The organism is Microbulbifer sp. (assembly GCF_051659245.1).
Classification (GTDB): Bacteria; Pseudomonadota; Gammaproteobacteria; order Pseudomonadales; family Cellvibrionaceae; genus Microbulbifer.
The window spans coordinates 1-12,527 of record NZ_JBOFOC010000205.1 but is presented as its reverse complement, the minus strand read 5'-3'; the positions used below and the strand labels follow the sequence as shown (position 1 = coordinate 12,527).

The window sequence follows — 12,527 nt, the reverse complement described above, 5'->3', positions numbered from 1 at the left end:
AGTGTCTTTTCCGACACTGCCGACACTGCCGACAGCGAATCTTGTGACTGCAGGACAGGTGGGTATAATCGGTCTGTGCCGGAGAGCACTTCCGGCAACAATAAATATTAAAAGGATAAGCGGACTTGCCCACAGGGCTGTCCTGCAGGAGGAAACATGGCTGTTTTCAAATCACTCGACACCGCCGCACCCGACTATATCGTCGATGTGGACTTCGATACCCAGACACTGGAACTGAAGCTGCCCGTTCAGAACCTGTCGGTCCTTGCCGGAAGCAATCTGCTGCTGCGTTTTCGAAACCTGCCCTCGGGCTGGTCTCCCATGGTGGAATTCAGCGACAACGACGGCCATACCATCGTTGCCGGAGGCCCCTTCGAGCAGTTGGTGGTGGGGCGCAATCAGGTCCTGGCCGTCAACGCCCAATCGGATACCTCCCTGTTCCAATTCCGCGCCCTGATCCAGCGGGGATTCGGTGTCCACAATGAGGACAATTCCGCAATCATCTTCTCCCAATGGCTCCCCTTCGAACTGATGCGGGAATCCGAGGAAAAGCGCCTGATCACAATCCAGGTACTCCCAGACGGAGAGGGCCTGACAGTGAACCCGCTTCAGGTCACTATCAAAGGTGGAATGCGGGTTGTCTGGGATTTCAGCGAAGTTGCCAGGGAGCACCACCAACCGCTGGTTGTCTACGGACGGCCGGTACTGGAGCAGCCGCCAGCGGACCCCCAGGCTTTTTTTGGACCCCACGAAAGCTTTGTTTATCGCGGTAATACCTTGGTGGGGGGCAATGGCAATAATGGTATCAAGGGGATTTATCGCTATGGGGTTTATTTGCTGGATGTCAGTACACGGGCGATTGTTGTTAGGTCCAGCGGTGATCCGCAGACGGATAATGAAGGAGAGGCAACCAGTTCCAACTGATCTTCTTAATTTTCAATTCAGACGAAAATCTAATGCAAATTAAAAAAGAAAACCACTATGAATATTAAATCTCATATAAAGGCGGGCCCGTAGACGGACAACGAGGATGAGGCAACCAGCTTCAACTAAACTTCTAAAAGTTCAATTCTAAAAAAAACTCGATGCGAGATAAAAGGATAACTCCATGAAAGTTAAATCTCATATAAAAGCTGGACCACAAACTGACAACGAAGGAGACTCAACGACTGCAAAGTAAATTATGACCAAGCACTCAAAAAAAACAATACACCAAAATTAAAACAAAGGCTCACATATAAATAACAAATATTGACCCATAGACTTACCTAATTAACAAAAGGAGACACAGCAGCATAATCCGATAACATACTATTCCTAGGTATAAAGCTCGCTTACTTAAAGAGACTTTCTATCCTCTTCAAGGATAGGCACAGAAAGGGATAAAAAAACCGGCAGTTTAAACCAGCGATCATCCATACCTCCACGCAATGCTGCGCGGGCGTTAACCCGGGCTGACTCATATTCTCCAGCCAGCGCATAGACCAGTGCGGCTTGATAAGCGATTTCGGGGTCTTCAGATGATTTTACCAGCGCTTCCAGAGTAAGCTGGATAGCTCTTCCATATCGTCCCAAATGTGCCAAACACTGGGCCTCGATCATTTTTTCATATACATCAATACTTCCGGACAACCTCTGAGATTCAAGTATCTCTTGATACAACTCCAAGCCTCGCTTCTTATTTCCCAAAGCCATTTCTGCATCCGCAAGATTTAACATGACGACCAAACTACCCGGCTGCAACTTCAAGGCATGAACAAATTGTATATGCGCCTCACGATAATCGCCTTTCAACATAAATGCCAATCCTAGATTGACAAAGTAACTCCGATGCTGTTTTCGTTTTAACAAATTTTTATAAATTTCGATAGCACGATTTACATCCCCATAGAGCAATTCCACCAAGCCAGACCTCCCCAAGGCAATAGTATTTTCTGGAGTTAGTTTTAAAATTTCAGAAATATGGATTCTAGCTGTATTCACATCACCAACACGTATAGCCAGCGCTACAGCACGATGCCTCTCACCGATAGGCAGTGGGATGGCTTCAGAGGCTTCCGTAATTAAATCTTTGGCAACAGAAAAATCTCCACGCAATTCAGCCAATCGAGAATTCAGTAACAGTACTGAAGGGTCTCCAGGAGAAATTTCCACTAGACGCTCTAGCAAGCTTTCAATACGGTTTATGTCATTGTAGCTAATCGCTAGCTTTATTTGTCGCTGCAAAATAAGTGTAGAATTCGGGTGATAATCACGCAATCGGCTTAATAGTTCAGCAATTCTTCCCTGATAATAAATTTTCCTCGTATCAGTAAACAGGTCATATGCTAAATCTATAGCTAACACTTCCGCCGCTGGAAACATAGTAGTTTGATCAATCAAAACATTGAGGTCTTCAAACAAATCCTGACGATCTCCAATACCTTTATATAAATCCGAGTAAATTTTGTAAAAATGTTGATAATTATAAACAGATAAAGAGGTATAACTTCTTGACACCACTGGTTCAGTATCATTATATAGAGCCAGAACTTGTGAAAACACGGTTTGGGCACTTTGCTCTGTATGTCTTCGAGGCATCGAAAACTGTACCTGTCTAACCAGAACACCGTCTGCGCTACGAATTCTTTGCAACTGTACGTTGCCAAGCGGATTCTCCGGTTGGAATTGGATATGAATCCACTCATCGGAACCGGCGAGCTTCGCCAGCTGCGCAATATTTGAATCTCCCACTGGTGGCTGGTGATAGAGCACCGGCTGTACCGATCCCAACAGATGCAAACCATTGACAACACTGCTCCAGATCACAGCATCCATCGGTGTCCCCTCCCCCTTCCGGTAATACTCCGGCTGAGCCAGGAAGACGCGCAGCTGTCGCTCTGAGACACTGGGTTCGGAGACTAAATACATCAACAACCCCAAAAATGCAGTAAAAATCAGAGGCAACCAGCGTCGAATTATAGGCACAAAAAATATCTGACGCTTTATTCTGCACCTGGGTACGCCGACATTATCGTAAAAACCTTGCAATACGACTATCACGTCGCCGAGTGCCGAAAGACGATGGTTGGGATCTTTTTCTAACATCCGCAGAACCAGATCAGCCAAGGCCGCTGGCACTTTCCGCCGCAGGATTTCAATACCTTCAGGCATACGATTAAGCAGGCTATTTAGAGTGGCAGCGGGGTTATCTGCAGAGAACGGGCGCTGCCCGGTCAGCATTTCGAAAAGTACACAGCCGAAAGAAAAAATATCGCTGCGGTAATCGATGGGACGCCCCATTACGAGTTCCGGCGACATATACGGAATGGTGCCGGCCAGCTGCTGCAGGTGCTCTCCGCTATCGGAAATGGTCTGCAATTCTTCGAACAGCCGCCAGCGTGCCAGACCAAAGTCCAGGACTTTGGCGCGACCGGCCAGGTCAATCATGACATTCGAGGGCTTGAGGTCAGCGTGAACCACTCCCGACTGGTGGGCGTAGTGAAGCGCTTCGGCAATTTGCAGCCCCAGACGCACGGCCTTATCGAGGGCCATACCATCCGGCAATAGGTGAGCTGAAAGCGTATCGCCACGAATATATTCCATGGCAATACAAGGCCCTTCGCCGACAAAGCCGTAGATGGTGACGATACCTGGATGCTGCAGGGAGGAGGCAATTTTCGCCTCGCGAATCAACCGCTCGACACGCCCTTCCGGACCGCCGGCCGAATCAACATATTTGAGGGCCACATCGCGGTCGAGCACGCTGTCGCGAGCGCGGTAAACCACGCCCATACCCCCGCGGCCGATTCTCTCGACGACCCGGTAACCGGCAACGCTTGTCGGATCCAACACACTCCCCCGGGCATTACTCTGGCCTTTGATTATTGTTCGGGATGCAACTTGGAACGCGGCGGCGACTATATCATAATCGACGGGAACCAGTTCTCAGGAGGAGTGCTGTGTAATGCCCATCGGCGACCGGGAAACAGACACATCGGAAGACACCCTGAGTGCCTCCCGCCGATTCCAGTTCGAAGGCGAACTACTCCTTCCCACACTTACTATTCTCTGGCATCCGGATCGCCGCTGCATCGGCGCCAGCACTCCCGTACTGTGGAATCGCGCCGGTGAATTCGGATTGTCCCGCTGGGCGCCTCTGTTCCAGCAGGATGACAGCTCCGAATTCTCCCTGGACGACCGCCGTATCTCCCGCAACCCCCTGCTGCTGAAACAGCTGGCGGAGGGAATCTCGATTCAACCGCCCTCCACCACCATGCCGGTGCAGGTCGACGAAGAGCAGATTGAAAGCCCCCTCACAGTGAATGAACAATCGCTCGAGGACGGCGTTGCCATCTGCCTTGGGCGCCGGGTGGCACTCTGCCTGCACAGAGCACCGCCACAGCGTGAACACTGCCCGACCGGCCTGGATTTGATCGGCAGCGGCCACCGTATGCGCCGGGTGCGCCAGCAGATCCGCCGGGCGGCGCACGCCAATGCCAGTGTACTGATACGCGGTGAGAGCGGAACCGGCAAGGAACTGGTCGCCCGGGCTATTCACCAACTCAGCGGGCGAAGCGAACGGCCGATGGTCTCTGTGAATATGGCCACACTGGGGGGCGAGCTCGCCGCCGCCGAGCTCTTCGGTGTGCGCCAGGGAGCCTATACCGGCGCCCGCACCAGCCGGCCGGGCCTGATTTGCGAAGCGGACGGCTCCACGCTGTTTATGGATGAAATCGGCGATGCCAGCCCGTCGGTGCAAGTGATGTTGCTGCGGGTTCTGGAGGACGGCCGCCTGCGGCCACTGGGGGACAGCCGCGAACGCAGTGTGGACGTGCGCTTTATCGCCGCCACCGACCGCCCCCTGGAACCCGACGTGGAACGGCCCTTCAACCAGCCCCTGCGGCGCCGCCTGGAAGCGGTGTGCATTCAGCTTCCCCCTCTGCGCCAGCGGCGTGAGGATTTCGGGGAATTGCTGGCGGGTTTTGTCACCGAGGCGGAGGCCGAACTCGGTCACCCAATCCACATTCCCGCCGACCTGGTATGCACCCTGGCCATGCACCCCTGGCCCGGCAACGTGCGCGAACTCAGAAACTTCGTCACCCGCCTGGCCATCCATGCCGAGCCCGACGGAACCATTCGCTGGGATGACGAACTGGCGGAGCACCTGCATATCGATCCGCGAACGGAGGAAGCTGGCACGCCTCCCGCACCGAATCGCATCCGCTACCGGGACCCGGCCACCGTATCGGAATCCGATCTGCTGCGGGCGCTGAACGACAACGGCTGGCGGGTAATGCCCGCGGCCAGGTCCCTCGGTGTCTCGCGGACCTCCATGTACGCCCTGCTGAAACAGAGCCTTGAAGTGCGGCCCGCGGAGACAATCCCCGAGGAGGAAATTTACCGGGTTATGGAACAGGGCCCGGACCTGGACGCCTGGGCGACAAAACTCAAGACTCCCCGGGAGGCCCTGAAAAGGCGCATCAGCGCCCTCGAACCGGATCAGGCGTGATCAGGCGGGCTCGACGCCGGATTCCCCACCGGTGGAAATCCGCCCCAACCGCGCTTCATTGCCCTTCCCAGGCAATCCGGGAATATTCTGCGCCAGCAGCAGGGATATCCCGGCCATTCCCGCACCGCACCAGAACACCGCCGCCGGCGATACCAGCCACAATAATCCGAACAGCACCGGAATCACCACCGCGGCGATATGGTTGATGGTAAAGCTCACCGCGGCGGAGGCGGCGATATCGCGCTCGTCGACGATCTTCTGGAAATAGGACTTGATGGCAATGGCCATGGAGAAAAACAGGTGGTCGACGATGTACAGGGCTGCTGCCACTTCCGCGCTCTGCACCAGGGCGTAGCTACCGAACACCAGAATCAGGCCGATATACTCGATGGTGAGCGCATTGCGCTCGCCGAAGCGCACAATCAATTTGCCCACCCGCGGGGCCACGAAGAGATTGAGCAGATGGTTGAGGATAAACAGCAGGGCAATTTCCCCCACGCTGTAGCCGAATTTCTCCACCATCAGAAAGCCGGCGAAGACCACGAATATCTGCCGGCGCGCGCCGCTCATAAAGGTGAGCGCGTAGTAGAGCCAATAGCGCCTGCGCAGGATCAGTTTCTTGTGCTGGCTGTGCGGCTGGGGAAACTCCGGAAACAGCAGCCAGACCGCCACCACCATGCCCACGGTAACGCTTCCGCCCAGCAGATAGATCCAGTGGTACTCCAACTGCAGTAGGTCCGAAGTCAGCCATACCAGGCCGTAGGCCGCCAGAGAGGCCAGGGAGCCGGCGGCCACCATGCGCCCGAACCAGATGGCCGAAGTCCCCTTCGGCAGCCACTGCAGCGCCAGTGAGGTCTTCAGCGCTTCGTAGTAATGGAACCCCGTGGACATCAGCAGCGTGGTCAGCAGCAGGCCCGCGGTGGTCGGGAACCAGCCGGTGAGCGCCACTCCCAGGCCGGTGGCGATCAATGCCAGGAAGGCCAATCGCTGCTCGCGTACCAGCAACAACACGAAGATAACGGTGAAAGCCAGAAAACCCGGAATCTCCCGCACACTCTGCAACAGACCGATCTCGGCACCGGTAAAACCGGCCCGCTCGATCACGAAATTGTTGAGCAGCGCCTGCCAGACACCGAAGGAAAGCGGCATGGCCGCCGCCAGCAATAACAACATGATTTCCGGGCGGCGCCAGTTGTACAGGATACTCATGAGGAAGCTCTTCTCGAACGGCTTGGGGGAGTATGGGCAGATATTCTATCAACCCGGTGATCAAACAGGTCCTCCCCGATCTGCATGGTACTAAGTTAAGCGAAATCCCCCTGTAGGAGCCTGCATGCAGGCGAATTGAGGCCGCGGCAAGGCACCGGGAATGTTCGCCTGCAAGCAGGCTCCTACATGGAAGTTGCGCCGATGTTTTTCAGTTCTGGATTTGCACCCCGCGCAACGCGCCGCTCCATAGTACCAGCACAAAAGCCAACAGGCTCAGCATCCCCGCCCACAGTAGCGTAGTGAGCGGCGCGGCGTATTCACTGAGCACGCCGGCGCCGAGGGCGCCCAGAGCGGCGGACCCGAACAGCGCCAGCTGATAGATGGAAATAATCCGGCTGCGATACTGGTCCGGTGCCAGCAGCTGGACTATGCCGCGCCCCAGTGCTGCGGAGGCGGCGGCCACCGCGCCCCAGCAGGCGCACAGCAACATCAGCCCCAGCGGCGTGGGCCCGAAACTGATCGCCACCAACAGCGCCGCGCTGTACAGCAGGCACATCAGGATGCCCCGCCCGGGCTGCGCCCCCTGGCCCCGGCGCAGCAGGGTGACGGTGGCGGCGACGGTGCCGGCGACAAACGCCAGTTGCAGGGTCGCATAGTAGCTGGCGCCGCGGCCGCCAGCGCCACTATATTGCGCCGCCAGCAGTGGCAGTACCACCAGGAATACGCCGATATGCACGAAGCCATTGAAGGCCATCAGCGCGATCAGTTCACGCAGTGCCGGCCGGCGCCAGGCCTGGGACATCCCCTCGATAATCAGTGTCAGCGGCAGTTTTTCTTCCACCGGCACCCGGAGAGTTTTCTCGCGCAGGGAGAACAGGAAAACAGCGGCAATGGCCAGCACCACCACCTGCACGGAAAGCAGCAACTGGGGTCCCCATTGGTCAAAGCGGCTCGCCAGCAACATGCCCACCGCCTGTCCGCCGTATTGTGCCAGCATCATCCAGGTCACGGTTTTCTGCACGCGGCTCTCGGTAGTGTGCCCCTTCCTGTCCCGGGCGGTTCGCTGCACCAGGTTGTCCCGCGCCGGTTGCAGGAACGCGGTGCAGACACCGAGACAGACGCCGTAGAACAACAACACGAGTAAATCGGGCAGGCGCTGGGAAAAATACAGCAGCAGTCCGGCATGGCACAGGGCCAAGCCGATACAGGCCAGAGCCGCCACCGCGGCGGAATCGCGCCTGTCCGCCAGGGCGCCGCCAAACAGCAAAAATACCAGGTTCGGCAGCAGCACCGATGCCTGCACCCAGCCCAGGTGCAGCGCCGGCAACCCCACCACTGCCACTGCAATCCAGGGCAACAGTATGACCTGCAGGCCCGTGGCCAGGGAGGTGCCGCTGTAGCCGAGAAGAAATTTTTGCAGTCTTGGGGGCATATCGAGTGGTGAGCGGTTAATGGAAAGCAAGGGGTAGCAATTGTAGATACTTGTTTCGAGTAAACTCTATTTACTCGTCATACCGGCGCAGAATCGTCATGCCGGACTTGATCCGGAATGCCGGCCTCCGCCGGAATGGCGACTCACCACCAGCCACCGGCCACCCGCCACTGCCTCAGCAGCCGGCGCAGTTGTTTTTCCGCCTCCTGGTCTTCGCAGTAGGCCGCTTTCTCGAAGGCGGCGGTGATGCGCTCGGCCATGGGTCCCAGGTGCGGCTTCTCCGCGCGCACGCGGCGCGCGAAATCCCGCGGCGCCTCACCGGGGCGGCGTTCGATGCCCGCGCGGGCCAGGCGCCGACAGAATTTGCGGTACAGCCGGCTTGCCGGCGGCAGACGCCGGCCGCGGCCACTCCACCAGAGCCAGGACAATACGCACAGCAGCGCCGCGCCCAGCGGCACGGCGATAAACAGAGCGATACGCAGTGGGGACACCTCCCCCAGAATCCGCTGCAACAGACCCCGCTGCCTGTCGCTGTCGAAACTGACCACCGACTGATACCAGCGGTAGTTGATCATATCCCACTGCAGGCGCAGCCGGTTGAGCACGGAGACGCGGTGCAGGGGCAGCAGCGAGTCCTGCATAAACTCTTCCGCGGCGGCACTGCGCAGGCCGTCGCGAATACGCTCCGGGGAAACCGCCGCAGTGGGGTCGACCCGCCGCCAGCCCCGCCCGGGAATCCAGATCTCCGCCCAGGCGTGGGCGTCGTATTCGCGCACCAGCAGGTACTCCTCCTGTGCCACCCACTCGCCGCCCTGGTAGCCCGCCACCACCCGCGCCGGCACGCCGGCGGCGCGCATCGCGAACACATAGCTGCCGGCGAAGTGTTCGCAAAAACCCTGCTGGCTTTCGAACAGAAATTCGTCCACGGAATCCGCCCCCAACGCCGGTGGCTTGAGGGTGTAGACAAAACTCTGGTTGTAGAACTGCAGAACCCGCCGGGAGATCTCCTCGGTATCGGGATTTTCCGCGCGCAGTTCCCGCGCCCAGGCGCGGGTCCGCGGGTTGCCTCCCCCGGGCAGTTGCAGGTTGCGGCGGCGCTCGAAGTCGCTCAAATCGGGAGCAGCGCCGAGAGTCTCCCGCGGCCAGGTACGTACCTCGTAGGCAAAGCGGTTGTACACCGGCGCTTTCTTTAGCAGGCGGTCATCGGAGGTTTCCCCCACGCCATCGGTATCCGAGTGCGGCCGCGCCATGGCGAACAGCCAGCGGTTGCGGGTGGGCTCCTGGATCACCCGGTAGCGGTAGCGCGGGCCCACCGCCGGCAGCGGCTGTTGCGGCGGCCCCCAGCTGACCCGGCCGCCCTCCCGAGGGTCCACCCCGAAGCCCTGGCTCCAGCGCCGGCCGTCAAAGTCCGAATAGACCAGCCCGCGCCAGTAGCGCTGTTCCGGCGGCGGCACCGGGCCGTCGAAGGCGATGCGCAGGGCCGGCTTGTCGGACTTGGACAGCTGCGCGAAATCTCCCGGGCTCATGGAATCGCTGATGCCGGTGCTGGCGCCATCGGTGTTTTGCGGCACTGCCCACAGCGGGCCCAGGCGCGGCATTACGATAAACAGCAGCAGCATCAGCGGCACCGCCTGGGCCAGCAGGCGCAGGGAGAGCCCCAGGGCGCGGCGCGGGCTGGCGCTGGAGCTGCCCTGCTGGGCCGCCAGCGCGGCGGTGATCAGCACTACGCAGACCGCACCGTAGAAGGCGTGGGGAATAGTCTGCTCGAACACGAACAGGGTGGCGGCGACGAAATAGGCCAGCAGCAAGCTGAGGAAGGCGTCGCGGCGGCTGACCAGTTCCAGGTTCTTCAGCGTGAAGGATACCGCCAGCAGCGCCACCATCGGCTCCAGCGCGAACCATCGCCGGTAGGAAAGCGCCAGGCCGCCCACCGCCAGGGCCACCGCCAGCAACTTGACGGTGCGCCCGGGCAGGTCGCGGCGGCCGCGGTAGACCTCCAGCCGCCAGTAGACCGCGAAGGCCCAGGCGCAGACGATCCACAGTGGCAGGAGCGCAAACTGCGGCAGCAGCGCGGCGAACTGGGCGGCGAAGATCCACAGCAGGCTCTCCCGCGGCAGCATTTCCCTGCTCTGTGACATTCAGCCCTCCCCTGATTGCGACGGTAGGGTGCGCCGCCGCAGATAACTGCTCCATGCGTTTTCCGCATGGCCACAGTCCATGGCGGCCTCGCACCGGGACATTCTGCCACCGACTCCCACTCCCCGGCGGTGCGCACGGCGCACCCTACACTCCCGGATCATCAGGCCCCCTGCACCGGAAACAGCGCCAGCGCGCCCAACACCCGTTGCAGGTGCGGGTCGCCCAGCGCCGGGGCTATCTCGCTGCCCGGCAGCCGCAGGCCGTAGGGCGTCTGCTCCCGCTCCGCCCGCAGCGCCCAGTGGCACAGATTGCTCAGGCGGGTTTCCACATCGCGCCCGGCGAGCAGGTCCCAGTCGAGCCACAGGCGCGCATCGGCGGCGCTTTCGTACTCCTTGCTGTAGAGGTCGCGCCCGCCGGCGTATTGTTTCCAGGCCAGGTGGCGCAGGGAGTCCCCCGGCCGGTAGGGTTTGAGGCCGGCGAAGTCGTCGCCGCCGCGTGGCGCCTGCGGGTGGAAGGGGGAAAGTTGCTCGGACTCGCCCTCCCCCACGGCAGCGCCCACCGGCAGGGGGCCGGCGGATTTCGGGCGGGGGTAGACCAGGAATTCTATATCCAGGTCCACCGGGCTCCAGCAGCGGAACAATCCCAGGGGAAAGTGGCTCTCCACCCGAAGGCGCGGCGCGCGCTGCCGCCCGCGCTTGATCACTGGCAACGCCACCTGCACCTCGGCGCGGCTCTGTTCGCACAGATCCAGCTCAGCACCCTCTTCCGGCGGCCAGAAGATCCGTATCCGCTCCCGGGACCGCCGCCCCTCGCGACCGACCTGGATCCGGGCCTCGGCGTAGTCGCCGGCGAAGGCGGGGCGCGCTTCCAATAATTGCAATTGCACGCCGGAGAGGTTGGCGAAGGTGTGTACCGGCAGCACCGCGAACAGGCTGACCAGCAGGAAAGTGAGGGCAAACACCAGATTGTTTTCGTAGTTGGTGGCCAGCAGCCACAGCAGCGCGATCACCAGCAGGAAGGCCATGCCGGCGCGGGTGGGGAGAATGAACAGCTTGCCGTGGTCCAGGCCGACGCTGCGCGCAGCGGGGGCGCGGCGGCTCAGCCAGCGTTCCATTATGTCGCGCCAGCGGCCGGCCGACGAACGATCTGTGCTATTCGGGGCAGCCATGGATCAGGCCGCGATAATATCGACCTGGTGCATCAGGCGCTCCACCAGTTGGGTACTATCGCCCCAGTCACCTTGAGAGCCGCTGTGCAGCCGGTGCCCGACCACCGCCGGCAGCACCGCCTGCACGTCCTCCGGCAACAGGTGGCCGCGGCCGTGGATCAGCGCCCAGGCTCGGGCCGCGTGCAACAGCGCCAGGGCGCCGCGGGGGGACAGGCCGACGGCGCATTCGGGGCTCTGGCGGGTGTGCTGCACCAGGCGTTCGACGTAGTCCAGCAGGCTTTCGGAGGCCTTCACCTGGCCCACCAGGTGCTGCATTTTCTGCAGTGTGGCGCCGTCGATCCGCGGTTGCAGTTGGCGCAACTGTGCGCGCGGGTCGACACCGTTGAACAGTGCCCGCTCCGCCTCGCGGGTGGGGTAGCCCAGGCCGATGCGCATCAGGAAGCGGTCCAGCTGGGATTCCGGCAGCGCGAAGGTGCCCGACTGGTGCAGCGGGTTTTGCGTCGCGATCACGAAGAAGGGTTCCGGCAGCGGACGGGTCTCGCCGTCGATGCTCACCTGGCGCTCTTCCATGGCTTCCAGCAGCGCGCTCTGGGTCTTGGGGGATGAGCGGTTGATCTCGTCCGCCAGCAGCAGCTGGCTGAACACCGGGCCCTCGTGGAAGCGGAACTGGCCGGAGTCCCGCTCGAAGATGGACACGCCGAGAATATCCGCCGGCAGCATGTCGCTGGTGAACTGCACCCGCTTGTAGGACAGCCCCAATACCTGCGCCAGGGCGTGGGCCAGGGTGGTCTTGCCCATGCCGGGCAGGTCTTCGATCAGCAGGTGTCCGCGGGACAGCAGGCAGGCGAGCGCCAGCTTGACCTGATGCTCTTTGCCCAGCAGCACCCTGCCGATATCGGCGACGATATTGGAAATCAGTTTTTGCACGGCGAGTCCATTACTGCTCGGTTTTTCTGTTCGGAGTTTCCAGGCAATTGGCCCTGTTCTGAACTCCGTGGCGGCCCCGCTGCCGGGACCTTCGCATCGTGTTGTTGTAGGAGCGGCCCATGGCCGCGATCGGATTATCCGTATTCCCCGAACCCAGATCG

At 60.1% G+C, this 12,527-nt stretch carries 8 protein-coding genes; 2 read left to right on the top strand and 6 right to left on the bottom strand.

Going from position 1 to position 12,527, the window contains the following annotated elements:
• The first annotated feature begins 156 nt into the window (after positions 1-156).
• Positions 157-924: a hypothetical protein gene (locus tag ACRC0P_RS19095; RefSeq protein ID WP_438632899.1), complete on the top strand. Its 768-nt coding sequence runs from the start codon at positions 157-159 to the stop codon at positions 922-924.
• Positions 925-1,338: 414 nt separating this feature from the next.
• On the opposite strand, the gene ACRC0P_RS19090 is transcribed toward ACRC0P_RS19095, so the two are convergent.
• Positions 1,339-3,831, bottom strand: coding sequence for a protein kinase domain-containing protein (locus ACRC0P_RS19090; protein WP_438632898.1), 2,493 nt, complete (start codon positions 3,829-3,831; stop codon positions 1,339-1,341).
• 115 nt (positions 3,832-3,946) lie between these two features.
• Between ACRC0P_RS19090 and ACRC0P_RS19085 the strand changes: the two genes are divergently transcribed.
• The gene (locus ACRC0P_RS19085; protein WP_438632897.1) at positions 3,947-5,491 is read left to right on the top strand and encodes a sigma 54-interacting transcriptional regulator; all 1,545 of its coding nucleotides are present in this window, start codon (positions 3,947-3,949) and stop codon (positions 5,489-5,491) included.
• On the opposite strand, the gene ACRC0P_RS19080 is transcribed toward ACRC0P_RS19085, so the two are convergent.
• The 5 genes from ACRC0P_RS19080 to ACRC0P_RS19060 all read right to left on the bottom strand — a co-directional run bounded on the left by ACRC0P_RS19080 (position 5,492) and on the right by ACRC0P_RS19060 (position 12,366).
• Positions 5,492-6,700 carry an MFS transporter gene (locus ACRC0P_RS19080; RefSeq protein WP_438632896.1) on the bottom strand — a complete coding sequence of 403 codons (1,209 nt, stop codon included), beginning with the start codon at positions 6,698-6,700 and terminating at the stop codon, positions 5,492-5,494. It lies immediately after the preceding gene.
• Between the two features lie 208 nt (positions 6,701-6,908).
• Positions 6,909-8,132, bottom strand: coding sequence for an MFS transporter (locus tag ACRC0P_RS19075; protein ID WP_438632895.1), 1,224 nt, complete (start codon positions 8,130-8,132; stop codon positions 6,909-6,911).
• Positions 8,133-8,275: 143 nt separating this feature from the next.
• Positions 8,276-10,270 (bottom strand): transglutaminase TgpA family protein, encoded by a 1,995-nt coding sequence (locus ACRC0P_RS19070; protein WP_438632894.1) that lies wholly within the window; start codon positions 10,268-10,270, stop codon positions 8,276-8,278.
• Between the two features lie 161 nt (positions 10,271-10,431).
• The gene (locus ACRC0P_RS19065; protein ID WP_438632893.1) at positions 10,432-11,385 is read right to left on the bottom strand and encodes a DUF58 domain-containing protein; all 954 of its coding nucleotides are present in this window, start codon (positions 11,383-11,385) and stop codon (positions 10,432-10,434) included.
• A 57-nt stretch (positions 11,386-11,442) separates the two neighbouring features.
• Positions 11,443-12,366, bottom strand: coding sequence for an AAA family ATPase (locus ACRC0P_RS19060; protein WP_438632892.1), 924 nt, complete (start codon positions 12,364-12,366; stop codon positions 11,443-11,445).
• Positions 12,367-12,527: the final 161 nt, after the last annotated feature.

Bases quoted from the DNA above. Each gene is read 5' to 3' on its own strand.
- ACRC0P_RS19095 (WP_438632899.1), top strand. From the start codon at position 157: ATGGCTGTTTTCAAATCACTCGACACCGCCGCACCCGACTATATCGTC.
- ACRC0P_RS19085 (WP_438632897.1), top strand. From the start codon at position 3,947: ATGCCCATCGGCGACCGGGAAACAGACACATCGGAAGACACCCTGAGT.
- ACRC0P_RS19080 (WP_438632896.1), bottom strand. From the start codon at position 6,700: ATGAGTATCCTGTACAACTGGCGCCGCCCGGAAATCATGTTGTTATTG.
- ACRC0P_RS19075 (WP_438632895.1), bottom strand. From the start codon at position 8,132: ATGCCCCCAAGACTGCAAAAATTTCTTCTCGGCTACAGCGGCACCTCC.
- ACRC0P_RS19070 (WP_438632894.1), bottom strand. From the start codon at position 10,270: ATGTCACAGAGCAGGGAAATGCTGCCGCGGGAGAGCCTGCTGTGGATC.
- ACRC0P_RS19065 (WP_438632893.1), bottom strand. From the start codon at position 11,385: ATGGAACGCTGGCTGAGCCGCCGCGCCCCCGCTGCGCGCAGCGTCGGC.